Raw genomic sequence first — 25,626 nt, forward strand, 5'->3', positions numbered from 1 at the left:
GTCGGTGGAGTCCGTAGCGGTCCGTGTGAGAAAGAGCTTGCCCGTGCAGTTTCATCGGGCTGTCCGGCGACTGTCACAGGCGCGTCACAGGGGCGGTCATGACGAGTGGCGTTACCGCCCGTGGCGATGGGAGCGCTCCAACTGTCGAAGTCCTGCGCCGGGATGGGCCAGAATGAGCGCGTGCCCTTCCTGTTGCTGATCGAGGACGACGACGCCATCCGTACGGCGCTTGAGCTGTCGCTCACCCGCCAAGGACACCGTGTTGCCACGGCGGCAACCGGTGAGGACGGCCTGAAGCTGCTGCGCGAGCAGCGGCCCGACCTGATCGTGCTGGATGTGATGCTGCCCGGGATCGACGGCTTCGAGGTGTGCCGGAGGATCAGACGCACCGACCAGCTGCCGATCATCCTGCTCACGGCGCGCAGTGACGACATCGACGTGGTGGTCGGCCTGGAGTCCGGGGCCGACGACTACGTCGTGAAGCCGGTACAGGGGCGGGTGCTCGACGCGCGGATCCGGGCCGTGCTGCGGCGCGGCGAACGGGAGGCCAACGACGCCGCCTCCTTCGGGTCGTTGGTGATCGACCGCTCGGCGATGACGGTGACGAAGAACGGCGAGGACCTGCAACTGACGCCGACCGAGCTGCGGCTGCTGCTCGAACTGAGCCGGCGGCCGGGGCAGGCGCTGTCCCGGCAGCAGTTGCTGCGGCTGGTGTGGGAGCACGACTACCTGGGCGACTCCCGACTGGTCGACGCGTGCGTGCAGCGGCTGCGGGCGAAGGTCGAGGACGTGCCGTCGTCGCCGACGCTCATCCGTACGGTCCGCGGTGTGGGCTACCGGCTGGACAGTCCTTCGTGAGCACGACTCTCAAGCGCGCCCTGCTGGCCGGGTTGCGCTGGACCAGCCTGCGGCTGCGGCTGGTCGTGGTGTTCGCGCTGGTGGCGTTGACGGCCGCGGTGTCGGTGGCGGGCATCGCGTACTGGCTGAACCGGGAGGCCGTGCTGACGCGCACCCAGGACAGTGCCCTCGACGACTTCCGGCAGTCCATGCAGAGCCGCGTCGCGTCCCTGCCGCTCAACCCCACCCAGGCGGAACTGCAGCGCACCGCCGAGCAGATGTCGGCGATGAGCGCGCGCCCCGGGTACAGCGTGCTGCTGGTGGACAGCCGCGACGACGGCAAGCCGGTGGTCGGCTACTCCGACCTCGACGAGTTCACCCTCGACAACGTGCCGCCCAAGCTCCAGGAGCAGGTGAACAGGGAACAGCCGGTGTCGGCCGGGAACGCGCACCCGTACCACCTCTTCTGGATGCGTACGCAACTGGACGGGGCGCCGTACCTGGTGGGCGGGGCGAAGGTCATCGGGGGCGGGCCGACCGGATACATGCTGACCTCGCTCAAGCAGGAGCGGGACGATCTGAACTCGCTGGCCTGGTCGCTGGGGATCGCGACCGGCCTCGCCCTGCTCGGCTCGGCGCTGCTCGCGCAGGCCGCCGCCACGACCGTGCTGAAGCCCGTGCAGCGGCTCGGGGACGCGGCGCGGCGGCTCGGGGAGGGGAAGCTGGACACCCGGCTGCGGGTGTCCGGTACCGATGAACTGGCCGACCTCTCCCGGACGTTCAACCGGACGGCCGCGCAGTTGGAGAAGAAGGTCGCGGACATGAGTGCCCGGGAGGAGGCGAGCCGCCGCTTCGTCGCGGACATGTCGCACGAGTTGCGGACGCCGCTGACGGCCATCACGGCGGTGGCGGAGGTGCTGGAGGACGAGGCGGACAGCCTCGACCCGATGATCGCTCCCGCCGTGCACCTGGTGGTGAGCGAGACCCGGCGGCTGAACGACCTGGTCGAGAACCTGATGGAGGTCACCCGCTTCGACGCGGGCACGGCGCGGCTGGTCGTCGACGACGTGGACGTGGTCGACCAGCTCACGGCCTGTCTGGACGCGCGTGCCTGGCTGGACGCCGTCGAGCTGGACGCGACGCGGGGACTCATGGCCCGGCTCGACCCGCGCCGGCTCGACGTCATCCTCGCGAACCTGGTCGGCAACGCACTCAAGCACGGCGGTTCGCCCGTCGGGGTGTCGGTGCGGGCCGACGACGGCGAACTGGTGATCAAGGTGCGGGACCACGGCCCCGGCATCCCGGCGGAGGTCCTCCCGCACGTCTTCGACCGTTTCTACAAGGCGAGCGCCTCGCGGCCCCGGTCCGAGGGCAGCGGGCTGGGCCTGTCCATCGCGATGGAGAACGCGCTCATCCACGGCGGCACCATCACGGCCGCCAACTGCCCGGACGGCGGCGCGGTGTTCACGCTCCGGCTGCCCCGGGACGTGTCGCCGGAGGCCGGACCGGACTCCGGTGCGGACGCCGGTGCGGTACGGGAGGGGAGCTGATGACGCGGTCGGCAGGGACCGGAGTACGGGTACGGCGGGCAGCGGCGCTGGCGGGCTCGGCCCTCGCCTTCGTGGTCGCGGCGTCGGGGTGCGGGATCCGTACCACGCAGGTGCCGGTGAACGCGGGGCCCGCACCGTCCCGGGTGTCCTGCGACGTCCCGTCGAAAGCGGCGTCCGCCCCGTCGGAGGCGGGGTCCGCGGTACGGGTGTTCCTGGTGTGCGGTGCCGGGCTGGTGTCCGTGCAGCGGGTGGTGGGGGTGTCCGCCGAGACGATGGCGGCGGACCGGATGCGGGCCGCGCACGCGCTCCTCGACGAGTTGCAGAGGGAACCGTCGCAGGAGGAGAAGCAGGCCGGTTTCAGTACGGACGTACGCGGGTCGCTGACGGTCTCCGCGGGCCGGCGCGGGGACCCGGCGGGGGCGCTGCGACTCAGCCGTGAACCCGACGACCTGCCGCCGCACGCGCTGGCGCAGATCGTGTGCACGTACTCGGGAAGCGCGGCCGACGACGGCGACGCCTCCGTGGAACTGGGCGGCCCCGCGGAGGACCCGCCCCGCAAGTACCAGTGCACGGCAGCGCTGAAGGCCCGCCCGGAAGCGGCCCCCGACCCGCGGTGACCCGGAGGGCGAGCGGGGCGGGGCCCGGTGGGGTTCGGCGGGGCCGGTCGGGATCCGGCGGTATCGGGCGGGGACGGGTGACGCCTGCGTGGCCGTGCGCCACGCGCCACACGTCCGGTCGGGAACCGTTTCCCGCCCGCCCCGCGTCTTGGGGGTCGTGCGTCCAGCTCCGAGCGGCAGTGCCGTCACCCGCTTCCGCGCGACGGGGAGACTCCTCCTCCTCGCGCATCTGCTCTTCGTCGGCTGGGTCGCCCTGCGTCCCCTCGACGACGTGCTGTGGGTGACCGCACCCAATCTGCAGCCGCTGGCCGGCATCCGGGCCGATCTCGCGCTGGGCCCCGTCGAGGCGGCCCGCCGGATCGGCGAGGGCCTTCTGCTGCTCGCTCCGCTCGGCGTGCTGCTGCCGATGGCGGGCGGCCGCCTCCGGGTCTCGCCCTTCGTGTCCCTCCTGCGTACGGTCGCGGCCGGGGCGTTCCTGTCGCTCGGCATCGAGCTGTGGCAGACCGGGGTGCCGGGACGGGTCGTGGACATCGACTCGCTCCTGCTGAACACCGCCGGTATCGCGCTGGCCCACCTCGCCGTCGTACCGCTGACCCGGGCCCGGCTGCGGCGCAGGTGGGAGGCGGCCCGGGGGGCGGCCCGTACCCGGGTAGGGGGTGCGCCCCTGACGGAGGAGGACGCGGGGGCAGGGACTACCCCGAGGATTCCCAGGGTCCACGTCGCCCCGTAGAGCGATGTCCGGAGCGGGCGTGGGCAGGAGTATGGAGACATCGGGAGCACTCACCGCGCTCCCCACGCCCTGCACCTACGAAGCTCGCTAAGGAGCCCGCCATGACCGCACTTGTCCGACCCCGCGACGGCCGTGTGATCGGCGGAGTGTGCGCGGGGCTGGCCCGGCGTTTCGGCACCTCCTCGACCACGATGCGCGTGATCTTCCTGGCCTCCTGCCTGCTGCCGGGACCGCAGTTCCTGCTCTACCTGGCGCTGTGGATCTTCCTGCCGGCCGAGCGGACCTCGAAGACCGCCTGGTGACGGAGGGAGACCGCCTGGTGACGCAGGCCGCCCGGTGACACCGGCCCGCCCGAGCATGCCGAAGGGGCGCGTCTCCCGTTGTGGGAGGCGCGCCCCTTCGTCGTGTCGCGTGCGCCGAATCAGCCGCCGAGGCCGGGCAGGCCGCCGGTGGGCAGTGCGCCGGTGGGCAGGCCACCGAGGAGGCCCTTGACCGGGTCGGCGCTCTCGCCGGCCGCGGCGGCGGACTGGCCGAGCGCGTCCTTGCCTGCCTTCAGGGCTTCGGGGCCGCCCGCCGGGAGCGCGCTCGCGACCTGCTCCACGGGGAGGGCGGCGGTCACGGTGGACAGGGCGCCGGCCGCGTCGGGGAGCGCGGGGGCGGCGACCGCGTTGGCGGAACCGGCGGCGGCGGCGACGAAGGCGGCACCGAGGGCGGCGGCACCGATGCTCTTGGCAGCAGACTGCTTCATGAAAACAACGTCCTCAGGGGGAATGGGGGAGTTGAGCGGCTCTGCAAGCTAGTCAGAGGTCCTGTCGACCCGCAAACACCTCGCGGCGGCCGGAGGTTGATATTCCCGGCCGCTTGTGCGAGATGTCCGCGCCCCTTTGTTCCCCGCGGGAAAACCGCTGTTCACAGCGGTCACACGAGCCCTACTGGAAGAGCCACTGCGACTTCAGTTCGGCGTATCCGGGCTTGATGACGTCGCTGATCATGGCGAGACGTTCATCGAAAGGAATGAAGGCGCTCTTCATCGCGTTGACCGTCGTCCACAGCATGTCGTCGAGCGTGTACCCGAAAGCACCGATCAGGTGCTCGAACTCGCGGCTCATGCTGGTGCCGGACATCAGCCGGTTGTCGGTGTTGACCGTCACCCGGAACTGCAGCTTGCGCAGCAGGCCGAAGGGGTGGTCGGCGTACGAGGTCGCCGCACCCGTCTGAAGGTTGGAGGTGGGGCACATCTCCAGCGGGATGCGCTTGTCCCGTACGTACGCGGCGAGGCGGCCCAGCTTGACGCTGCCGTCGGTCTCGTCGACCTCGATGTCGTCGATGATGCGGACGCCGTGGCCGAGGCGGTCGGCGCCGCACCACTGGAGCGCCTGCCAGATCGACGGCAGGCCGAAGGCCTCCCCCGCGTGGATGGTGAAGTGGTTGTTCTCGCGCTTGAGGTACTCGAAGGCGTCGAGGTGGCGGGTGGGAGGGAAGCCCGCCTCGGCGCCCGCGATGTCGAAGCCGACGACGCCGGTGTCCCGGTAGCGGTTGGCGAGTTCGGCGATCTCCAGGGCGCGGGCGGCGTGCCGCATCGCGGTGAGGAGGGCGCCGACGCGGATGCGGTGGCCGTTGGCGCGGGCCCGGCGCTCGCCCTCGCGGAAGCCGTCGTTGACCGCTTCGACGACCTCTTCCAGGGTGAGGCCGTTCTCCAGGTGCTGCTCGGGCGCGTAGCGGACCTCCGCGTACACGACGCCGTCCTCCGCGAGGTCCTCGGCGCACTCGGCGGCCACCCGGAAGAGGGCGTCGCGGGTCTGCATGACGGCGCAGGTGTGCGCGAAGGTCTCCAGGTAGCGCTCCAGCGAACCGGAGTCCGCGGCCTCGCGGAACCAGATGCCGAGCTTGTCGGCGTCGGTCTCGGGGAGGTTCTCGTAACCCGTCTCGCGGGCGAGTTCGACGATCGTGGCGGGGCGGAGGCCGCCGTCGAGGTGATCGTGGAGCAGCACCTTCGGCGCCCGGCGGATCTGGTCCGGCGTGGGCGTGTTGAGGGGCTGTCCCGCCGTCTGCTGCGTGGTCTGCTTCGTGGTCTGGCTCGTCATTGAGGCACTGTAGCCCCTACGCGCGTAGACAGCACCGGTCGATACGTAACAGTGACCGTGCGGGCGGGTGGTCCCGGTCTCCGGTTCTGAGACTGTTCTGTCATGACACAGCAAGTCGCGCCGGGGCCGACCCCCCGGCTGGGGCGGGCCGTCGGGGCGTCCGGGGCACCGGGCAGAACCGTGCGCGGGGTCGTTCTCGTACTTCCCGCGGGCGCGCCGGAATCCTCGCGCGGGCCGTCCGCCCGAGCCCACGCGGCGGCCCGGCCGCTCGCTCGCGGGGTCGCCGGGGCCGGGGCCGCGGACGGGCTCGTCGCCCATGTGGTGCGGTACCGGGGGCGCGGATGGAACGGGGAGGCGGCCCGGCTCGCGGCGGACGCCGGGTGGGCGGTGGAGGAGGCGGTACGGCGGTACGGCGACGTACCGGTGTGCCTGGCGGGCCTCCACATGGGCGGCCGGGCGGCCCTGCGGGCGGCCGGGCACCCGGCGGTCACCTCGGTGGTGGCGCTGGCCCCGTGGCTGCCGGACGGCGGCGAGGAGGATCCGGTGCGGCAGCTCGCCGGGCGGCGGGTGCTGATCGCCCACGGGACGGACGACGGGCGGGCCGACCCCGAACTGTCGTTCCGGCTGGCGGAGCGGGCGAAGAAGGCGAACCGCGACGTGTGCCGGTTCGAGGTGCACTCGGACGGGCACGGGATGCGGCAGCACCGGGCGGAGGTGCGGGCGCTCGTCGCGGACTTCGCGGTGGGTTCGCTCTTCGGGCGGCCGTACGCCCGGCCGCTGGCGGACGCACTGGCGGCCCCGCCGCCGCTGGGGCTGCGGATGCCGTTGGCGCTGGGCTTCGGGCAGAGGTAGGCCGGGGCCCGGCGCGGGGGCGGAGGGCGCGGTTCCGTACCCGTACCGGTGCAGGACCCGGCCGAAGAAGGGTGATCGCTGGGGTGAGTCGCATGCGTCACCCGCAGGAGACCCGCGATGCCGGGAGGCGGACCCACCCGGCAGGAACGGCAGCAGATCGCGCTGGGGCCGGCCGACGGTCGCGCCTACGCGGAGACCGCCCGACGCCTCGAACGCCCGACCTCGACCGTCACCCGCGAGACATGCGCGACGGCGGTCCCGCCGCCCACCGTGCCGATCTCGCCCACCCGCCACCGAACGCCGCACCGAAGCCGTAAGGGGGGAGCGCGAAGAGCCGTGCGGGGAGTCCTGCCGCCGCGCCCGGTCCCCGGCTGCAACCTTCCGCTCACCGACGGCCGTACGGGGAGGCCGGCCCACTCCTGCCGTTCCCTTGGCGCCGCCGGTCCCGCGCCGCCCCGTCCGTTCCGCCGCCCGGCTGCCCGACGCGCACCGCCCGCGCCCCTCTGCCAGTGTCGAACCCATGCGCAGCACCTCAGCCCGCCTCCGCGTCCCCCACTGGTCCGGCGTCGTCCCCGTCCTGGCCGTCGTCCTGCTCGCGTTCTCCTGGGGGCGCGAAGGCATGGCCGGTCCCGTCGTCACGCTCCTGGCCTGCTTCCTCGGCGGAGCCGTCCTCGCCGCCGTGCACCACGCGGAGGTGGTGGCGCACCGCGTCGGCGAGCCCTTCGGATCGCTCGTACTGGCCGTCGCCGTGACGATCATCGAGGTCGCCCTGATCGTCACCCTGATGGCGGACGGCGGCGACAAGAGCGCCTCGCTCGCCCGGGACACGGTCTTCGCCGCCCTGATGATCACCCTGAACGGCATCGTGGGCATCTCGCTGCTGGTGGGGGCCCTCAAACGGCGGGTCGCCGTCTTCAACCCGGAGGGGTCGGTGGCCGCCTTCGGGGCGGTGGCCACCCTCGCCGGGCTGAGCCTCGCCCTGCCGACGTTCACGACGAGCACGCCGAAGGCCGAGTTCTCGACGACTCAACTGGTCTTCGCGGCACTGGCCGCCGTGGTCCTGTACGGCCTGTTCGTCATGACCCAGACCGTCCGGCACCGCGACTACTTCCTCCCCGTCACCCACGAGGGCAAGGTCATCGCGGAGGACGAGCACGCCTCTCCGCCGACCGCCCGGACCGCGATGCTCAGCCTCGGGCTGCTCGCGGTGGCCCTCGTCGCGGTGGTCGGGCTGGCCAAGGGCGTGTCGCCCACGATCGAGTCCGGGGTGGCCGCCGCCGGGCTGCCCGCGTCCGTGGTCGGCGTCGTCATCGCGCTGCTGGTGCTCCTGCCGGAGAGCATCGCGGCCGTACGGGCGGCCAGGCGCGACCGGGTGCAGACCAGCCTCAACCTCGGTCTCGGGTCGGCGATGGCCAGCATCGGGCTGACCATTCCGGCGGTCGCGATCGCGTCGATCTGGATGGAGGGGCCCCTGCTGCTGGGACTCGGGCCGACGCACCTGGTGCTGCTGGCGCTGACCGTGGCGGTGGGCACGCTGACCTTCGTACCGGGGCGGGCGACGCCGTTGCAGGGCGGCGTGCACCTGTCGCTGTTCGCGGCGTACCTGGTGCTGGCGGTCAGTCCGTAGCGCTTGCCGCCGGTGCGGCCGTCGGTCCGGTCGCGGGTTCGGGCGCGGGCCCGGTCGCCGGTCCAGGCGCGGCGGGTTCGGGCGCGGCCTCCGGGAGCAGGCGTCCGCGCCGTGACAGCAGGAAGCGTTTGAACGCGGCGACGGGCGGGGTGTCCGGGTGGCCGTCCAGCCAGGCGACGCCGATCTCGCGGGCGGCGCGCGGGGCGGTGACGGTGAGTTCCACGACCCCGGGACGGGCGACCGCCGGAGGCGGCAGCAGCGCCACGCCGAGGCCGGCGGCGACCAGGCCGCGCAGGGTCTCCGCCTCCTCGCCCTCGAACGCGACCCGGGGGCGGAAGCCCGCCTGGGCGCACAGGTCGTCGGTGATGCGGCGCAGCCCGTAGCCGGGTTCGAGGGTGACGAAGGTGTCGTCGGCGGCCTCGGCGAGCCGGACGCGCTTGCGGGTGGCGAGGCGGTGGTCGTCGGGCACCACGAGGCGCAGCCGCTGCTCGTCGAGGCGGCGGGCCACCAGGTCGGGGGCGTCGGGGACGGGCGAGGTGAGGCAGAGGTCCAGGTCGCCGGCGCGCAGACGCTCCAGCATCGCCTCGCCGTAGTTCTGGACGAGCTGGAAGCGGATGTGCGGATGGTCGGCGCGGAACGCGCGGATCAGGGCGGGGACCGTTTCGGAGCCCATGGTGTGCAGGAAGCCGAAGGCGATCTTCCCGGAGGTGGGGTCGGCGTCTGCCCGTACGGACTCGGCCGCCTTCTCGACCTCGGTGAGGGCGCGTTCGACCGTCGTGAGGAAGGTGCGTCCGGCCGGGGTGAGGGAGACGGTGCGGCCCTTGCGGGCGAACAGCGTGACGTCCAGGTCCTGTTCGAGCCGGGCCATCGCGCGCGAGAGGGTCGACTGCGGGACGCCCAGCTCGTGCGCGGCGCGGGTGACGTGCTCGTGACGGGCGACCGCGGCGAACTGCGCGAGGCGCGGGGCAAGTACCTGCTGGATGTCTTCTTCGTTACTGTTCGGTGACAGCCGACTCTGTGAGCTCGCCTTATGCAACATGGGATGAAGTATCGCGGGTTTGTGCATTGGACGCATGAGAAGGCGCGATCTACGTTTCAGGCATGCCTTCCGCCAGTAGTACGGCGTCCATACCTGTGGTTGTGGGCGCCGCTTCTCCCGTTTCCTTTGATTCCTCTGCACAGAGGGGGTCGAGTGAGCCCGTGGACCCGCGACTCGCTCCCTCCTCCCCCGGCTTCCGCAGGATGAGCTTCGCGCTCTTCGCGGCCGGGATGGCGGCCTTCGCGCTGCTCTACTCCACGCAGGCGCTGCTGCCCGCGATCTCCGCCGACCTGAACGTGACCGCCGCGCAGGCGAGTGGGACGGTGTCGGCCGCCACGGGTGCGCTCGCCCTGTTCGTACTGCCGCTCAGCGCCCTCTCCGAGCGGTTCGGACGGCGGACCGTGATGACGTACGCCCTGGTGGTGGCCGTCCTGGTGGCGCTGGTGATCCCCTTCGCGCCGAACGTCGAGTGGCTGATCGCCCTGCGTGCGGTGCAGGGCGCGGCGCTGGCCGGGCTGCCCGCCTCCGCGATGGCGTACCTGGCGGAGGAGGTAGGGCCGAAGGCGCTGGTGGCGGCGATCGGGCTGTTCGTGGCGGGCAACTCCCTGGGCGGGATGAGCGGGCGGATCGTGACCGGCTGGGTCGCGCAGCTGTGGGGGTGGCGGGCCGCGCTGGCCGCCGTGGGACTGCTGGCGCTGGTGTGCGCGGTGGTGTTCCGGCTGATGCTGCCGAAGGCGCGCAACTTCCGCCCCGGCACCCTCAACCCCCGGGCGCTGGCGAAGACCGTCGGCACGCACCTCAGCGATCCGCTGCTGCGCAGGCTGTACGCGATCGGCGCGCTCTTCATGACCGTCTTCGGCGCCGTCTACACGGTGATCGGCTACCGGCTGGTCGAGGCGCCCTTCAGTCTCCCGCAGGGTGTCGTCGGCTCGATCTTCCTGGTCTACCTGGTGGGAACGGCCTCCTCGGCGGGCGCCGGGACGCTGGTGGCGCGCACCGGGCGGCGCGGGGCGCTGTACCTGGCGGTGTCCACCACGGCGGTGGGGCTGCTGCTGTCGCTCTCGCACTCCCTGGCGGGCGTGCTGGCGGGACTGGTGCTCATCACGGCGGGCTTCTTCGCCGGGCACGCGGTCGCCTCCTCCTCGGTGAGCCGCACCGCGCAGACGGGCCGCGCGCAGGCGTCGGCGCTCTACCAGTCGGCGTACTACCTCGGTTCCAGCGTCGGCGGCACCCTCGGCGCGGTGGCGTTCCACGCGGGCGGCTGGGAGGCCACCGTCGGTCTCGGTCTGCTGGCCGTCGTCGGCGTCGCCTCGATCACCCTGTACGGGACGCGCTGCGCCCGGGTGGAGCGGCGTTCCTCCGTGGTCGCCGGGCGGAGCGCTGTCACGAATTCGTGACACTTCAACTGCCTTGTCGGTACAACGCATTGGCTTCCCCACTCGTCTGAACGGGCAGGAAACGTGCAGTACGGCACGCACGCGCGCGCTGCACGACAGGGGAGAGGGAAGTCCATGGGGGACAACAACGGAAGAGTCGGCACGGCACGGCTGCGGCGCGCACTCCGCACCCGTACGGGCATCGCCGCCGGAATCGCCGCGATGGTGGTCCCGGTGGCACTGACGGTGGGGGCCGCCTCCCCCGCACAGGCGGCGCCGTCCTGCACGGCGGGCACGGGGCCGTACCAGAAGCAGGCGGAGCGGTTCCTGGGGCTGAAGGTGGACGGCAGGCAGTCCGCCGCCGACTGCCGTGCGATACGGGCCTTCCAGTCCAAGCACGGCATCACGCCCACCGCCGGGTACGCGGGCTCCGTGACCTGGGGCGCGATGGACCTGATGAACAAGCAGAAGGCCGCCGGGCGCAACCCGAACGCGGCCGGCAAGTGTCCGACCAACAAGGGCCGCATCGCCTGCGTCGACCTGACGCGGCAGCTGAGCTGGATCCAGGACGGCAAGAAGCTCACGTACGGCCCGGTCCCGGTGCGCACCGGCCGCGACGGCAACGAGACCAGGACCGGGTCGAAGCGGATCTACCAGCGGACCCTGAACCACTGGTCGACGCTGTACAAGGTGTGGATGCCGTACTCGCAGTTCTTCGACGGCGGCATCGCGTTCCACTCGGTGACCAAGTCCATGTGGAACCCGCCGGGTTCGCGCGGCTGCGTCAACATGCGTCCCGGCGACGCGAAGGCGTACTGGAACCTGCTGAAGCGCGGCGACGACGTCTTCGTGTACGGGCGCAAGCCGGGTACGTGACAGGGCGGTTCACCGCATTCCACACCCGTTGTCAGACCCCTCCCGTAGAGTTTCACCGCACAGCAGCAGTGGGTGGATGAACGGGTGGGGTGGACCTGTGAGTGATGTCGCGACACCAGGTGTGGAAGCACAACTGGAGGATTACCGGACCGAGTTGACCGGTTACTGCTACCGGATGCTCGGCTCCGCCTTCGAGGCGGAGGACGCCGTGCAGGACACGATGGTGCGCGCGTGGCGGAGTCAGGACCGGTTCGAGGGGCGTTCCTCGCTGCGGTCCTGGCTGTACCGGATCGCGACCAACGTGTGTCTGGACATGCTCGGCAGCAGCAAGAAACGGGCCCGCCCGATGGACTTCTCCGACCCCAAGCCGCTCGCCCAGGCGCAGCTGAACCCGCAGCCGGAGGCGGCCTGGCTGGAGCCGGTCCCCGACGGGCGGGTGCTGAGCCCCGTCGCCGACCCGGCGGAGACCGCCGTGGCCCGCGAGTCCGTACGGCTGGCCTTCGTGGCGGCCCTCCAGCACCTGCCGCCCAAGCAGCGCGCGGTGCTGATCCTGCGCGAGGTGCTCGCGTGGAGGGCGAGCGAGGTCGCGGAACTGCTGGAGACGAGCGTCGCCTCGGTCAACTCCGCCCTCCAGCGGGCACGTGCCACGCTCGCCGAGACCAAGACGGGCGAGTCGGACACCGCCAAGCCGATGGACGAGGAACAGCGCAAACTCCTCGAACGGTACGTGGCGGCCTTCGAGGGCTACGACATGAAGGCGCTGACGGCGCTGCTCCACGAGGACGCCGTGCTCTCCATGCCCCCGTTCGACCTGTGGCTGGTCGGCGCGCCGGACATCACCGGCTTCATGCTCACGCACGGTGCGGCGTGCAACGGCTCGCGGATGCTGGCCACGGTGGCCAACGGCACGCCCGCGTTCGCCCAGTACCACCCGACGCCCGCCGGACACTTCGAGCCGTGGGCGCTCCAGGTCATCGAGATCTCAGACGGCCGGATCTCCCACATCAACACGTTCCTCGACACCAAGCGGTGGTTCCCGCTGTTCGACCTCCCGGCCAGGATCGAGGCCGACGGCACCCCGGGCCCGCCCGCCGTCCCCGGGGGGATCTCCGGATTCGAGGCCGCCGCCGCGGCTGCTGCCGGGGGCGGGGCTGCTGGGGCCGGGGCTGCCCGGGGCGTCGAAGGCGAGGCCGACGAGGTCCAGTAGTCCGCTCAGTTCGCGGCTGGGGTGCGCCAGGTGGAAGCGGCACCCCAGCCTCCGGGCGGTCAGCCGCATCCGGGTCAGCGCCTCCACGGCGGCCAGCCCGGGGTCGGTGAGGGCGGAGACGTCGCAGTGCAGCTCCGTCGCGCCGGTGGCCAGGAGATGTGCGCGCAGCCGCTCGCACAGGTGCGGTACGTCGGCCCTGGTCACCGGCCCGACGAGCGCCATGGGGTCGTGCGTCGATGAGTCTTCCACGGGGGTAGGACCGGGCGGACGGCCAGAACTCATCGGTAGGCCCCGACCGAGGGCGGCCCCGGCGACCCCGCCGACCCGTCCGACGGCCCGGTCAGCCCGTCCAGCGGCCCGACAGGTACGACACGGCGAAGACCATCATGAGTGGCGCCACCACCATCACGTACGCGCTCTTCACGCGCGGACTGCGCACGCTCCACGCGGCGAGCAGCGTCCACAGCGGCCACCACAGAAGGGTGGCGCGGGGCACGGACGTGAACCAGTACGAGGTGCCGAGCGCCCACAGGCTGAGGGCGAGGTACACGGCCTCGGGCCAGCGGCGCAGCCACACCAACACCCCGAGCAGCACGAGGCCGACGACCATGGCGAGCAGCTCCGCCTGCCACATGTAGGCGTAACCGGTGGGGTACGCGCCGTCGAAGGCGGCCCGCCAGGTGGTGGCCCAGGACTCCCAGGGGGCGTGGAACTGCCGGTACCAGCCGCGTTCCTGGGCGTGCTTCCAGGCCATCCAGTCGCCGGTGTGGGCGTGCAGGTAGGCGCTGTAGAGGAGGGCGGGCAGGGCGGGCAGCAGCGTCCAGGGCAGTGGCCGCCAGGCCCGCGCGGAGCGCGCCCGCCACGCGGTGATCAGGAAGTGCACGCCGATGGCCGCGGCGACGAAGAGCCCGGATATCCGCACGCAGGTGGCGAGTGCGGTGAGCAGACCGGCCATGGCCCACTGGTGGCGCTGCGCGGCCAGCCAGGCGGGCAGGGCGAACGCGAGGAAGAGCGCCTCGGTGTACCCGGCGGCGAGGAACACCGCACAGGGCGAGAGGAGCAGGAAGAGCACGGCCCGCCGTCCGGCGGGCGACGGGGAGTCGGAGGAACCGGAGCGCTGCACCGGGCCGGGGGCGGTGTGCTCGCCCGGCAGGTGCAGCCTCGCTATTCGGGCCAGCGCCAGGACGGCGACCGCGCCCGACACGAAGGAGATGAGCAGCCCGGCGAGCGTCCAGTCCGGGACGACGGTGTGGACGGCGCGCAGCACCAGCGGGAAGCCGGGGAAGAATGCCTCCCGGTTGTCCCAGTCCGGTGTACCGGGGCCGGCGCCCTCGGGGAAGTATCCGGCCTGGGCGATGTGCAGAAAGTGCGTCCAGTCCCACTGCGCCCACCGCGAGAGCGCCGACGGCGCGTCCTTCGCGTCGCCGTTGCTGGGGAAGAGCCAGGCCACGCTGTACGAGGTCACCCACAGCCCGATCCGGGTGAGCAGGTACAGCCACAGGACGTCCCGGTCCGTGCCGTGGAGCGGCAGCTTCCACCGGGGAACGCGCAGTCGGCGCCCGTCGCCGGCACCCGGTACGCGGGGTGCGGGGTGTGTGCCGGGCGGCGCGGGCTGCTGCGCGGTCCGCTGCGGCGGGGGCGCGACGGTCATGGTCCGGCTCTCCTGGGCGTTCGAGGGGTGGGGTGGTTCCCCGGCGCCTGACGGGCCGGGGGTGCGTGCGCGGCCGAAGCCGACGGTGGACGGAACGACGTCGGTCGTACATGCGTACGCCAAGCGCGCCTCGTACGGAAGACGGCAGCGGTGCGGCGTCGCGTTCCCGCATGTGCCGAAAGGTTTCTGCACTCCCGTACCGGTCGTGTCCTCCGGCACTTCCGTACCCAGCACGTCTCCCCGCACCCAGCATGCGCGGGGGCCCCGCACACGACACGGGACCGGCGGGGTGCAACCCCACCGGCCCCGTGCGTCACAGAGCTTGGCACTCCCAGAGTGCCCCGACTCAGGCGATCCGGTCCAGCACGATCGGTGCCGGAACGAAGTCGGCCGCCGCCGCGGAGTGTGCGTCGGCGGTCAGCACGCCGCCGTCCAGCGCCTCGATGGCGTACGCGAACTTCTCCGGCGTGTCGGTGTGGAGCGTCATCAGCGGCTGGCCCGCGACGACCTTGTCACCGGGCTTGGCATGCAGTTCGATGCCCGCGCCGGCCTGGACGACGTCCTCCTTGCGGGCCCGGCCCGCGCCGAGCCGCCAGGCGGCGACGCCCACCGCGTACGCGTCCAGCTTGGTCAGCACACCGCTGGAGGAGGCGTTGATCACATGCTGCTCGCGGGCCACCGGAAGCTCCGCGTCCGGGTCGCCGCCCTGGGCCTGGATCATGCGACGCCACACGTCCATCGCGGAGCCGTCGCGCAGCGCCTTCTCCGGGTCGGCGTCCGGCAGGCCCGCCGCGTCCAGCATCTCGCGGGCCAGGGCGAGGGTCAGCTCGACGACGTCGGCGGGGCCGCCGCCGGCCAGGACCTCGACGGACTCCCGTACCTCCAGGGCGTTGCCCGCGGTCAGGCCGAGCGGGGTCGCCATGTCGGTCAGCAGCGCGACGGTCCTGACGCCGTGGTCGGTGCCCAGGCCGACCATCGTGGCGGCCAGCTCGCGGGCGTCCTCGATGTTCTTCATGAAGGCGCCCGAGCCGACCTTGACGTCCAGCACCAGCGAACCGGTGCCCTCGGCGATCTTCTTGGACATGATCGAGGAGGCGATCAGCGGGATGGCCTCGACGGTGCCGGTCACGTCGCGCAGCGCGTACAGCTTCTTGTCGGCGGGGGCCAGACCGTCACCGGCGGCGCAGATGACCGCGCCGGTGGACTCCAGGACGTCGAGCATCTGCGCGTTGGAGAGCAGCGCGCGCCAGCCGGGGATGGACTCCAGCTTGTCGAGGGTGCCGCCGGTGTGGCCCAGGCCCCGGCCGGAGAGCTGCGGCACGGCCGCACCGCAGGCCGCGACCAGCGGGGCGAGCGGGAGGGTGATCTTGTCGCCGACGCCGCCGGTGGAGTGCTTGTCGGCGGTCGGGCGGGACAGCTGGTCGAAGTTCATGCGCTCGCCGGAGGCGATCATCGCGGCGGTCCAGCGGGCGATCTCGGTCCGGTTCATGCCGTTCAGCAGGATCGCCATGGCCAGCGCCGACATCTGCTCGTCGGCGACCGCTCCGCGCGTGTACGCGTCGATGACCCAGTCGATCTGCTCGGGGCTCAGCTCGCCGCGGTCGCGCTTGGTGCGGATGACGGAGATGACGTCCATGGGGGTTCCTTCCGGTCGTACGACTGGGTGCGAATCTACGCGCGTTGCGCTGGGAAAGGCTCGCGGCCCCGCCACCGGGAAACGATGACGGGGCCGCGAACGTACTACTTGAGGTGCTGCGGGCCAAAGGCGTCCGGCAGCATCTCGCCGAGGGTGCGGACCCCCGACGAGGTCTCCATCAGGAGCTCCGGGCCGCCGAACTCGTACAGCAGCTGACGGCAGCGGCCGCACGGCATCAGGTTCTCGCCCCGGCCGTCGACGCAGGTGAAGTGCGTCAGCCGGCCGCCGCCGCCCGCCTGGAGCGCGGACACCAGGCCGCACTCCGCGCACAGCGACAGCCCGTACGAGGCGTTCTCCACGTTGCAGCCGACCACGGTGCGGACCGTGCCGCTGCCGTCGTCCACCAGCGCCGCCGCGCCGACCGGGTACTTCGAGTACGGGACGTACGCCCGGGACATCGCGTCCCTGGCCGCCTCCCGAAGCAGCTCCCAGTCGACCGCCGCGGCGGCGGGGGCGGTCACTTGCCCTGCCCCTTGCGGTAGCGCATGCCGTTGGCCCTGGGCATTCGCAGCCGCTGCGCGGACAGCGAGAGGACCAGGAGGGTCACCACGTACGGGGTGGCGCTCACGAACTCGGTGGGCACGGTGTCCGTACCGAGGTACCAGACCAGCACGCCCGCCGCGATCACGGCACAGATGGCAGCCGCGAGGAACGCCTTCCGGTACGCCTTCCACAGGGCGAGGCCCACCAGCAGGACGACCAGGAGCAGCAGCAGCGCGTGCACCGAGGTGCCGCCGTTGCGCAGCTGGAGCGCGTCGGCGAAGCCGAAGAGGCCCGCGCCCATGGCGAGGCCGCCCGGACGCCAGTTGCCGAAGATCATCGCCGCGAGGCCGATGTAGCCGCGGCCGCCGGTCTGGCCCTCGTTGTAGATGTGCGAGGTGACCAGGGACAGGAAGGCGCCGCCGAGGCCGGCCATGCCGCCCGAGACGATCACGGCGATGTACTTGTACTTGTAGACGTTGACGCCCAGCGACTCGGCGGCGATCGGGTTCTCGCCCGCGGAGCGCAGCCGCAGCCCGAACGAGGTCTTCCACAGCACCCAGAACGTCAGGGCGAACAGCAGCACCGCGACGATCGTCAGCAGCGACACCTTGGTGACCAGGCCGCCGAGGATTCCCGCGACGTCCGAGACGAAGAACCAGTGGTGCTTCTCGACCGAGTACAGCCAGTCGGAGATCCCCGGCAGGCTGAGCGTGTCGATCGACTCGGCGGGCGGGGACTGCTTGGGGCTGCCGCCCTTGGCGGCAGCCTCGGGGCTGTTGAACCAGAGCTTCGCGAAGTACGTGGTGACGCCGAGCGCCAGGATGTTGATCGCGATGCCGGAGATGATGTGGTCGACGCCGAAGGTGACGGTGGCGACCGCGTGCAGCAGACCGCCGAACATTCCGCCGAGCACACCGGCCAGCACACCGATCCACGGGTTGGTCTGCCAGCCCGCCCAGGCGCCGAAGAAGGTGCCGAGGATCATCATGCCTTCGAGGCCGATGTTGACGACGCCCGCGCGCTCGGCCCACAGGCCGCCGAGACCGGCGAGGCCGATCGGCACCGCCATGGACAGCGCCGCGCCGATCTGGCCGGACGCGGTGATGTCCTGCGCGCCGGAGATGGCGCGCACCGCCGACAGGGCGATCAGCGCGCCCGCGACGATGAGCAGGACGACCGGGAGGGAGAGGCGGCGCTTGCCCGCCTTCTTGCCCGCCGGGGACTTGGCCGCCGGGGCGGTGGTCGCCGTACTCACGCCGACACCTCCTGCTTCTTGGAGTTCTTGGCCTGGGCGGCGAGCTTCTCGCCGACCTGCCGCTGCTGGCGCTTGAGGCCGTAACGGCGGACGACTTCGTAGGCGATGACGACGGACAGGACGATGACGCCCTGGATGACGCCGACGATCTCCCGGTCGTACCCCTCGAATTCGAGCTTTCCGGAACCGCGTTCCAGGAAGCCCCACAGGAGTGCGCCCAGGGCGATGCCGACGGGGTGGTTGCGGCCCAGGAGGGCGATGGCGATGCCGGTGAAGCCGATGCCGGTGGGGAAGTCGCCGCCGTACTCGAAGGAGTCGTTGAGCAGCGTCGGCATGCCGACCAGACCGGCCACCAGACCGGAGATCAGCATCGAGGTGATGATCATCTTCTTGACGTTGACGCCGCTGGCGTCGGCCGCCGACTCGGACTGGCCCACGGTGCGCAGGTCGAAGCCGAAGCGGGTGCGCGACAGGATGAACCAGTACGCGACGCCGGCCAGTGCGGCGACGACGATGAAGCCCCACACCTGGTCCGGCACGGTCGGGAAGGCGAAGAAGTGCGAGGACTCCGGCAGCGGCTTGGTGGAGACCTTGGTGCCCGCGCTGTCCAGCTGGCCGAGGCGGCCGTCCTGGAGGAGGTACCCGATGATCGCGGTGGCGATCATGTTCAGCATGATCGTCGAGACGACCTCGGAGACGCCGCGGGTGACCTTCAGGACACCGGCGATACCGGCCCACATGGCACCGACGATCATCGCGGTGAGGATGATCAGCGGGATCTGGAGGAAGCCGGGCAGGGTCAGCGCGCCGCCGAGGGCGGCGGCGAAGAAGGCTGCCAGACGGTACTGGCCGTCGACGCCGATGTTGAACAGGTTCATGCGGAAGCCGACGGCGACCGCGAGACCTGCCAGGTAGTACGTGGTGGCCTTGTTCAGGATGTAGACCTGGCTGTCCGACTTCATGCCGTAGTCGAACATGATGCCGAACGCGCTGAACGGCTCCTTGCCGGTGGCGACCAGCACCACGGCGGTGACCAGGAACGCGGCCACGATCGCGAGCAGCGGGGCCGCGATGCCCAGGAGCAACCGCTCCTTGTCGAACTTCTTCATCGGTCCTCTCCCCCAGTCCGGGGGTCGGTCTCGGCCGGGGCGCCGTGCGCCTCCAGGTGTCCGGTGGCCGCGCCCGTCATGGCCGAGCCCAGCTCTTCGGGTGTGATGGTGGCGGGGTCCGCGTCGGCGACCAGACGGCCGCGGAACATCACCCGCAGGGTGTCGGAAAGCCCGATCAGCTCGTCCAGGTCCGCCGAGATCAGCAGTACGGCCAGACCCTCACGGCGCGCCTCGCGGATCTGGTCCCAGATCTGCGCCTGCGCGCCGACGTCCACACCGCGGGTGGGGTGGGCGGCGATCAGCAGCTTGGGGGCGTGGCTCATCTCGCGGCCGACGATCAGCTTCTGCTGGTTGCCGCCGGACAGCGAGGCCGCCGTGACGTCGATGCCGGGCGTGCGGACGTCGTACTCGCGCACGATCCGCTGGGTGTCGGTGCGGGCCGCCTTGATGTCCAGGAGGCCCTTGTTGCTGTTGGGCTTCTCGGAGACGTGACCGAGGATGCGGTTCTCCCACAGCGGGGACTCAAGGAGCAGGCCGTGCTTGTGCCGGTCCTCGGGGATGTACCCGATGCCGTCCTCGCGCCGCTTGCGAGTGGGGACGGCCGAGATGTCGACACCGTCGAGGACAAGCGCTCCGGTGTCCGGGGTGCGCATGCCCATGATGGCTTCGACGAGTTCGGCCTGGCCGTTGCCCTCGACGCCGGCGATGCCCAGGACCTCGCCCTTGTGGATGGTGAACGCGATGTCGTCCAGAACGGAACGCACGACGCCGTCCGGGTCGACGGCGCTCAGCCGCAGGTCCGAGACGCTCAGCATGGGGATGTCGGTGACGGTCGACTCGCGGGTCTCGGGCGAGGGGAGTTCGCTGCCCACCATCAGCTCGGCGAGCTGCTTGGGCGTGGTGCTCGCCGGGTCGGCGGTGCCGACCGTGGTGCCGCGCCGGATGACGGTGATGTCGTCGGCCACCGACAGCACCTCGCCGAGCTTGTGCGAGATGAAGATGACGGTGAGGCCCTCGGCCTTGAGCTCCCGCAGGTTCGCGAAGAGCGCGTCCACCTCCTGGGGCACGAGCACCGCGGTCGGCTCGTCGAGGATGAGCGTGCGGGCGCCGCGGTAGAGGACCTTGAGGATCTCCACGCGCTGGCGGTCGGCGACCCCGAGGTCCTCGACCACCGCGTCCGGGCGCACGTTCAGGCCGTACGCCTCGGAGATCTCCTTGATCCGGGCGCGGGCCCGGTCGCCGATGCCGTGCAGCTTCTCCGAGCCGAGCACCACGTTTTCGAGGACGGTGAGGTAGTCCGCGAGCATGAAGTGCTGGTGCACCATGCCGATGCCGCGCGCGATGGCGTCACCGGGGCTGTTGAAGGTCACCTGCTGCCCGTCGACCGCGATGGTGCCCTCGTCCGGCTTCTGCATGCCGTAGAGGATCTTCATCAGGGTGGACTTGCCCGCGCCGTTCTCACCGACGAGGGCGTGCACGGTGCCGCGGCGCACGGTGATGGCGATGTCGTGGTTGGCCACGACGCCGGGGAATCGCTTGGTGATCCCGTGCAGTTCGACAGCGGGGCTGCCGTCCGCGGCTCGGGATGCGGCGTGGGGACTGCTGGACGCTTTGATGGCGCACTCTCCTAGGCAGGAGGCGGAGGAGCTGAGGCGGGAGGTACGGGGTACGGCTGCTACGACGGCGGCGTGCGGCGAGACGACTGTGGCGGAAAAGTACCGCGCACGACGGAAGCTACGCGCGTAGCTGCCGCAAATTGTGAAGCAGCCTGGCCCAAAAGTGAAGCGGGCCGAGGCTGTCGGAAGAGTCACTTCGGGTGGGACCGCACAGGAAGCGGGGCCCGAAGATCAGCGCGAGCTTCTCTTCGGGCCCCGGCTCCGCACAGCGGATCAGAGGGTGGACTTGACCTTGATGCTGCCGTCCACGATCTTCTTCTTCGCCTCGTCCAGCTTGGCCTGGATGTCCTTGAGGTGGTCACCCGTGGTGGTCAGCGTGACGCCGTTCTCCGCGAGGGAGTAGGTCGTGGTGCCGGTGCGCGGCTTGCCGTCCTTGATGGACTGGGCGAGGTCGAAGACGCCCGCGTCCACGTTCTTCACGACGGAGGTGAGGATCGACGCCTTGTACTTCGACAGCGACGGGTCCTTGGCCTGGTCGGAGTCGACGCCGATCGCCCAGGCGCCCTTCTTGCCCGCGACCGCCTCGATCGCGCCGGCGCCCGAGCCGCCCGCGGCCGTGTAGACGACGTCGATGCCCTTGTCGAGCATGCCCTTGGCGGCTGCCTTGCCCTTGTCGGGGCTGGAGAAGCCGGAGGTGTCCTGGCCGGTGCCCAGGTACTGGATGGTCACCTTGACCTTGGAGTCCGTCTCCGTGGCGCCCTGCTGGAAGCCCGCGGCGAACTTCTTGATCAGCGGGTTGTCGACGGCCCCGATGAAGCCGACCTCGCCGCTCTTGGACTTGAGGGCGGCGGCGACACCGGCGAGGTAGGAGCCCTGCTCCTCGGTGAAGACGATGTTGTTGACGTTCTTCACGTCGGAAACCGAGTCGACCAGCCCGAACGTCACGTTCGGGTGCTTCTTGGCGACCTTGTCGACCGACTCCTTGTACGCGAAGCCGACGGCCAGGATCGGGTTGTAGCCGCTCTCGGCGAGCTGGGACAGGCGCTGGTCGCGGTCGGCCGGGGTCTCACCGTTCTTCGCGGTGAGCTCCTTGGTCTCGGCGCCCAGCTCCGCCTTGGCCTTGTCCAGGCCGCGCGCGGCGGAGTCGTTGAACGAGTTGTCGCCACGGCCGCCGACGTCGTAGGCCATGCCGATCTTGAGCTTGCCGCCACTCTCGGAGCTCGAAGAGCTACCGGTGGAGGACTCGCCACATGCGGTGGCGGTGAAAGCGAGGGCCGCAGAGGCGATGCTCGCAGCAGCGATCTTGGATACCCGGCGCACGGGACGCTCCTTCAACCTGACCGAAGCGCCTCTGAACGGCGCTGGTTTCGCGGCGATCGTAACGCGCGTAGATGCCGGTAAAAGACCCGTTGGTGAGTCGTTATCGGATCGACGCGCGTTCGATTCGCCGATGGACGACGAACATAAGCAATGTACATACTCACAACGGACATAGCGACTACTACTGGAGGAAGACACAAAGAAACCCGGGAGGAGCACCCCGGCACCTTCCGGCGACCGCGAACGCCCCTCCCCCGCTGTCGGCGCTAGCCCCGGGCGTCGAGCAGTGCAGCCGCGGTGAACAGCTCCACCCCCACCGTGATCGCGCTCTCGTCGGCGTCGAAGTCTCCGCGGTGCAGGTCGCGCTTGGCGGTGTCGCCGGGGGTGCGGACCCCGAGTCGGGCCATCGCGCCCGGCACGTGCTCCAGGTACCAGGAGAAGTCCTCGCCGCCCAGGCTCTGTTCCGTGTCCTCGATGGAGTGCGCGCCGCGACGGGCGGCCATCGCCCCGGCCATCAGCTCGACCACCGCCTGGTCGTTGACGACCGGCGGGACGCCCCGGATGTAGTTGATCTGCGACTTCGCTCCGTGCAGTTCGGCGATGCCCGCGACGGCCGCGTGGATGAGGTCGGGGGCGTCGCGCCAGGCGTCCAGGTCCAGGCAGCGGACCGTGCCCGCCAGCTCGGCACGCATCGGGATGACGTTGCAGGCGTGCCCGGACTCGATGCGGCCCCAGGTCACGGACAGCCCGGAGCGGGCGTCGACCCGCCGCGAGATCACCGCTGGCACCTCGGTGGCCACCTTGGCCACGGCCGTCACGAGGTCCGTGGTCAGGTGCGGGCGGGCGGTGTGGCCACCGGGCCCGTCAAGGGCGATTTCCAGCCGGTCACAGGCCGAAGTGATCGCGCCGGTACGGAGGCCGATACGCCCCGCGTCGACCTTGGGGTCGCAGTGCACGGCGATCATCCGGCCGACGCCCTCCAGCGCCCCGCACTTGATGGCGTCGGCGGCCCCGCCGGGCAGCACTTCCTCGGCGGGCTGGAACAGCAGACGCACCGGGCGGGGCAGCCGTCCCTGCGCGTGCAGCTCGGCAAGGACCAGCCCCGCCCCCAGCAGCACGGTCGTGTGCACGTCGTGCCCGCAGGCATGCGCGCGGTCCGGGACCGTGGAGCGGTACGGGACGCCGACCTTCGCGTCCGGAATGGGCAGCGCGTCGATGTCCGCCCGCATCCCGAGCATCGGCACCCCGCCGTCCCACTCGCCGACGTCGCAGACGAGCCCGGTGCCGGAGGCGAGCACGCGCGGCGCGAGTCCGGCCCGCTCCAGGCGGGCCTTGATCGCGGCGGTGGTGCGGAACTCCTGGTTGCCCAGCTCGGGGTGCATGTGCAAGTCCCGCCGGAAGGCGATCAGTTCGGCACGCAGCTCGTCGGAGAGCGTGCCGGGGAGATCGTCTCCGGCGTCGGGACCGGCTTCGGACACGAGGGAGATCAACTGGTTCACCCCGTCAACGGTAGGCGCACTCCACCCCCAACTGCCTACCCATCAACAAAACTTCAGCCCGATAGGTGTAAGAAAAACGACGAAGTGAGGTGTGCCCGCAATGTGAGACGGGTATCAAACGAGGTTGCCCGATGCGCTACGTCACCGGCAGAACCCGGAGTTTCCGCACGTCACGGGCGGTGGTGGCGACTCCGGCGAGGAAGCCGGGGGCGCGCGGCGAGGCGTTGGCCGAAAGCCATGCGGGGTCTATGTCACACACCGCGACTTTCACATCCGTTCCCACGAGTGCCTTCGGGAGCGTGTGTACGACCGTGGAGGGGAAGCTCAGGATCGTACGCCCGATGGGGCCGCGGCGGGCTATCACTTCGAGGGGCAGATCCGGGCGTACGACCTCCAGTCCCGTTTCGACGGCCAGCCGGTGCAGCTTGTCGGCGCTTTCGCGGCGGTGGGCGAAGTACCGGGTGGCCCCGTGCCCCCGGGTGAGGGAGCGGACCGCGCGCAGGTAGTGGTCGGGGTCCAGCACGCCGGTCTCCACCAGCGAGGTGCCGACCAGGTCGGCGCTGCGGGTGAGGCGCGGCGGGCCGAACCGCGAACGGGTCCAGGTCAGCTCGTTGGCGGTGACCGTGATGCCGGGCAGCGCCTCGGCGAGCAGGGCCTCGTCGACGGGCATCGCGGTGAAGAGTTCCACGGTGCGCCGGGGCGTCGGGGCAAGGCGGCGGCGGGCGGAGGTGGTGACGGGGGCGAGGAGGAGCTCGCGCGCCCCCGGCCGGCCGCCGCGCCGGTGCCAGCGCACCAGGCGTTCCCCGCGCGCCAGCTGCCCCGCGAACTCCATGGTGGCCGTTCCGTCGTCGACGACCACCAGGGCGGGCGCCCGTACGAAGGTCAGCAGCAGCTGGACGTAGCGGGAGAAGGGGTCGCCGATGACGACCCGGTCGGCCCTGCGGAGGGCGCCGGCCAGTCCGCCGACGGTGCGCAGCGGCGCCCCCGCCCCGTCCCTGGCGTCCTCCCAGCGCACCTCGCACCCCTCGTCGCGGGCCAGCTCGGCCATCCGGCGGAGCTGACCGCGGGACATCGGGTCGACGGGCGAGAGGACGACGACCATCACGTCGGTCATGTCGTACGTGGCGGTGTGGGCCCACTCCAGGACGTTGAGGAGCTGGACGGGGCTCTCGACGAAGGCGAGGGTGCCGGGAGTCCTGAGGGACCGGGGTGCCCGGGTGGCCGCCCGGCGGACGCCGCTGCTGGCTGTGGCCATGGCCGTCAGACCCCCACCGGTGCTGCCGCCTCGGCGTCCGTGCCCGCCTGCGCGACGACGCCCGGCACGCGGCGCAGCTTGCGCATCGGGGCGAGCTCCGACTCGTAGACCTTCTTGACGCCGTCGCCGAGGGACGCCTCGATGGTGCGGATGTCGCGGACGAGACGGGTGAGGCCGCCGGGCTCGACGGACGCGGCCTGGTCGGAGCCCCACATGGCGCGGTCCAGGGTGATGTGCCGCTCGACGAAGGCGGCGCCGAGGGCGACGGCGGCGAGGGTGGTCTGGAGGCCGGTCTCGTGGCCGCTGTAGCCGATGGGGACGTTGGGGTACTCGGCCTGGAGGGTGTTGATCACCCGCAGGTTCAGTTCGTCGGCGACGGCGGGGTAGGTGGAGGTGGCGTGGCACAGCAGGATGTTGGCGCTGCCCAGCACCTCGACGGCGTGGCGGATCTGCGCCGGGGTGGACATGCCGGTGGAGAGGATGACGGTGCGGCCGGTGGTGCGCAGTTCGCGCAGCAGCTCGTCGTCGGTCAGCGACGCGGAGGCCACCTTGTGGGCGGGCACGTCGAACTTCTCCAGGAAGGCGACGGCCTCGGTGTCCCACGGGGAGGCGAACCAGTCGATGCCGCGCCGGCGGCAGTGGGCGTCGATCGCCCGGTACTCGTCCTCGCCGAACTCCACGCGGTGGCGGTAGTCGATGTAGGTCATGCGGCCCCACGGGGTGTCGCGCTCGATGTCCCACTGGTCGCGCGGGGTGCAGATCTCCGGGGTGCGCTTCTGGAACTTCACGGCGTCGCAGCCGGCGTCGGCGGCGGCGTCGACCAGGGCCAGGGCCTTGTCGAGGTCGCCGTTGTGGTTGATGCCGATCTCACCGGTGATGTAGACGGGGTGGCCGGGCCCTGCGGTCTTGGAGCCGAGGGTGCGCAGGCGGGAGTTGGCGTTGCTCAT

23 protein-coding genes and 2 pseudogenes are annotated in these 25,626 nt (G+C 71.4%); 11 read left to right on the forward strand and 14 right to left on the reverse strand.

The genetic code is table 11. The annotated features are described in order from the left end of the window. Nucleotides 1-180 precede the first annotated feature (180 nt). From afsQ1 to ACQPZG_RS13345, 5 genes are all read left to right on the forward strand, one after another. Nucleotides 181-858: a two-component system response regulator AfsQ1 gene (afsQ1, locus tag ACQPZG_RS13325; RefSeq protein WP_185028289.1), complete on the forward strand. Its 678-nt coding sequence runs from the start codon at nucleotides 181-183 to the stop codon at nucleotides 856-858. Further along, entirely contained in the window at nucleotides 855-2,387 is a 1,533-nt protein-coding gene (locus ACQPZG_RS13330) for an ATP-binding protein (protein ID WP_433546022.1), read from the forward strand. Before afsQ1 ends, ACQPZG_RS13330 begins: the two co-directional genes overlap by 4 nt. Continuing rightward, nucleotides 2,387-3,004: a hypothetical protein gene (locus ACQPZG_RS13335; protein ID WP_433546023.1), complete on the forward strand. Its 618-nt coding sequence runs from the start codon at nucleotides 2,387-2,389 to the stop codon at nucleotides 3,002-3,004. Before ACQPZG_RS13330 ends, ACQPZG_RS13335 begins: the two co-directional genes overlap by 1 nt. A gap of 148 nt (nucleotides 3,005-3,152) precedes the next feature. Then, the gene (locus ACQPZG_RS13340) at nucleotides 3,153-3,734 is read left to right on the forward strand and encodes a VanZ family protein (RefSeq protein WP_433546024.1); all 582 of its coding nucleotides are present in this window, start codon (nucleotides 3,153-3,155) and stop codon (nucleotides 3,732-3,734) included. A 101-nt stretch (nucleotides 3,735-3,835) separates the two neighbouring features. Beyond that, entirely contained in the window at nucleotides 3,836-4,036 is a 201-nt protein-coding gene (locus tag ACQPZG_RS13345) for a PspC domain-containing protein (protein ID WP_433546025.1), read from the forward strand. Nucleotides 4,037-4,155: 119 nt separating this feature from the next. Here ACQPZG_RS13345 and ACQPZG_RS13350 read toward each other — a convergent pair whose 3' ends face one another. Both ACQPZG_RS13350 and ACQPZG_RS13355 read right to left on the reverse strand, forming a co-directional pair. After that, nucleotides 4,156-4,482, reverse strand: a complete 327-nt coding sequence (locus ACQPZG_RS13350) for an ATP-binding protein (RefSeq protein WP_433546026.1) — start codon at nucleotides 4,480-4,482, stop codon at nucleotides 4,156-4,158. A 181-nt stretch (nucleotides 4,483-4,663) separates the two neighbouring features. After that, complete coding sequence (locus tag ACQPZG_RS13355) at nucleotides 4,664-5,818, reverse strand: adenosine deaminase (RefSeq protein ID WP_433546027.1); 1,155 nt, start codon at nucleotides 5,816-5,818, stop codon at nucleotides 4,664-4,666. Nucleotides 5,819-5,920: 102 nt separating this feature from the next. Here ACQPZG_RS13355 and ACQPZG_RS13360 point away from each other — a divergent pair, with 102 nt between their 5' ends. The 3 genes and pseudogenes from ACQPZG_RS13360 (at nucleotide 5,921) to ACQPZG_RS13370 (ending at nucleotide 8,297) form a co-directional block, all read left to right on the forward strand. Next, nucleotides 5,921-6,670 carry an alpha/beta hydrolase gene (locus tag ACQPZG_RS13360; RefSeq protein ID WP_433546028.1) on the forward strand — a complete coding sequence of 250 codons (750 nt, stop codon included), beginning with the start codon at nucleotides 5,921-5,923 and terminating at the stop codon, nucleotides 6,668-6,670. A gap of 117 nt (nucleotides 6,671-6,787) precedes the next feature. Next, nucleotides 6,788-7,073 (forward strand): annotated as a pseudogene (locus ACQPZG_RS13365) (helix-turn-helix domain-containing protein); the annotation flags it as partial. A gap of 117 nt (nucleotides 7,074-7,190) precedes the next feature. Then, entirely contained in the window at nucleotides 7,191-8,297 is a 1,107-nt protein-coding gene (locus ACQPZG_RS13370) for a calcium:proton antiporter (protein ID WP_433549386.1), read from the forward strand. On the opposite strand, the gene ACQPZG_RS13375 is transcribed toward ACQPZG_RS13370, so the two are convergent. Continuing rightward, nucleotides 8,287-9,336, reverse strand: coding sequence for a LysR family transcriptional regulator (locus tag ACQPZG_RS13375; RefSeq protein ID WP_433546029.1), 1,050 nt, complete (start codon nucleotides 9,334-9,336; stop codon nucleotides 8,287-8,289). The genes ACQPZG_RS13370 and ACQPZG_RS13375 overlap by 11 nt on opposite strands. A gap of 62 nt (nucleotides 9,337-9,398) precedes the next feature. Here ACQPZG_RS13375 and ACQPZG_RS13380 point away from each other — a divergent pair, with 62 nt between their 5' ends. The 3 genes from ACQPZG_RS13380 to ACQPZG_RS13390 all read left to right on the forward strand — a co-directional run bounded on the left by ACQPZG_RS13380 (nucleotide 9,399) and on the right by ACQPZG_RS13390 (nucleotide 12,795). Next, the gene (locus ACQPZG_RS13380; RefSeq protein WP_433546030.1) at nucleotides 9,399-10,733 is read left to right on the forward strand and encodes an MFS transporter; all 1,335 of its coding nucleotides are present in this window, start codon (nucleotides 9,399-9,401) and stop codon (nucleotides 10,731-10,733) included. A gap of 201 nt (nucleotides 10,734-10,934) precedes the next feature. Further along, on the forward strand, nucleotides 10,935-11,588 hold the full coding sequence (locus ACQPZG_RS13385) for a L,D-transpeptidase family protein (protein WP_433549387.1): 654 nt from the start codon (nucleotides 10,935-10,937) through the stop codon (nucleotides 11,586-11,588). Between the two features lie 76 nt (nucleotides 11,589-11,664). Beyond that, nucleotides 11,665-12,795, forward strand: coding sequence for a sigma-70 family RNA polymerase sigma factor (locus ACQPZG_RS13390; RefSeq protein WP_433546031.1), 1,131 nt, complete (start codon nucleotides 11,665-11,667; stop codon nucleotides 12,793-12,795). A gap of 39 nt (nucleotides 12,796-12,834) precedes the next feature. Here the strand turns inward: ACQPZG_RS13390 and ACQPZG_RS13395 are convergent. The 11 genes and pseudogenes from ACQPZG_RS13395 to ACQPZG_RS13445 form a co-directional block, all read right to left on the reverse strand. Further along, a pseudogene (locus tag ACQPZG_RS13395) lies at nucleotides 12,835-13,077 on the reverse strand (STAS domain-containing protein); the annotation flags it as partial. 58 nt (nucleotides 13,078-13,135) lie between these two features. After that, complete coding sequence (locus ACQPZG_RS13400) at nucleotides 13,136-14,446, reverse strand: mannosyltransferase family protein (RefSeq protein ID WP_433546032.1); 1,311 nt, start codon at nucleotides 14,444-14,446, stop codon at nucleotides 13,136-13,138. Nucleotides 14,447-14,792: 346 nt separating this feature from the next. After that, nucleotides 14,793-16,082 (reverse strand): thymidine phosphorylase, encoded by a 1,290-nt coding sequence (locus tag ACQPZG_RS13405; RefSeq protein ID WP_433546033.1) that lies wholly within the window; start codon nucleotides 16,080-16,082, stop codon nucleotides 14,793-14,795. Between the two features lie 104 nt (nucleotides 16,083-16,186). Beyond that, entirely contained in the window at nucleotides 16,187-16,603 is a 417-nt protein-coding gene (locus ACQPZG_RS13410) for a cytidine deaminase (protein WP_433546034.1), read from the reverse strand. Beyond that, on the reverse strand, nucleotides 16,600-17,880 hold the full coding sequence (locus ACQPZG_RS13415) for an ABC transporter permease (RefSeq protein ID WP_433546035.1): 1,281 nt from the start codon (nucleotides 17,878-17,880) through the stop codon (nucleotides 16,600-16,602). Before ACQPZG_RS13415 ends, ACQPZG_RS13410 begins: the two co-directional genes overlap by 4 nt. After that, a complete protein-coding gene (locus ACQPZG_RS13420; protein ID WP_433546036.1) occupies nucleotides 17,877-18,989 on the reverse strand; it encodes an ABC transporter permease in 1,113 nt (370 codons plus the stop codon). The genes ACQPZG_RS13415 and ACQPZG_RS13420 overlap by 4 nt, the downstream gene beginning before the upstream one ends. Beyond that, complete coding sequence (locus ACQPZG_RS13425; protein WP_433549388.1) at nucleotides 18,986-20,605, reverse strand: ABC transporter ATP-binding protein; 1,620 nt, start codon at nucleotides 20,603-20,605, stop codon at nucleotides 18,986-18,988. The genes ACQPZG_RS13420 and ACQPZG_RS13425 overlap by 4 nt, the downstream gene beginning before the upstream one ends. Before the next feature lie 273 nt (nucleotides 20,606-20,878). After that, nucleotides 20,879-21,925 (reverse strand): BMP family lipoprotein, encoded by a 1,047-nt coding sequence (locus ACQPZG_RS13430; RefSeq protein WP_433546037.1) that lies wholly within the window; start codon nucleotides 21,923-21,925, stop codon nucleotides 20,879-20,881. A 266-nt stretch (nucleotides 21,926-22,191) separates the two neighbouring features. Further along, nucleotides 22,192-23,415, reverse strand: coding sequence for an amidohydrolase (locus tag ACQPZG_RS13435; RefSeq protein WP_433549389.1), 1,224 nt, complete (start codon nucleotides 23,413-23,415; stop codon nucleotides 22,192-22,194). 145 nt (nucleotides 23,416-23,560) lie between these two features. Further along, complete coding sequence (locus ACQPZG_RS13440) at nucleotides 23,561-24,679, reverse strand: hypothetical protein (RefSeq protein WP_433546038.1); 1,119 nt, start codon at nucleotides 24,677-24,679, stop codon at nucleotides 23,561-23,563. Between the two features lie 5 nt (nucleotides 24,680-24,684). Next, a complete protein-coding gene (locus ACQPZG_RS13445) occupies nucleotides 24,685-25,626 on the reverse strand; it encodes an N-acetylneuraminate synthase family protein (RefSeq protein ID WP_433546039.1) in 942 nt (313 codons plus the stop codon).

Source organism: Streptomyces sp. CA-294286 (genome assembly GCF_050947155.1).
In the GTDB taxonomy this organism is placed as follows: domain Bacteria; phylum Actinomycetota; class Actinomycetes; order Streptomycetales; family Streptomycetaceae; genus Streptomyces.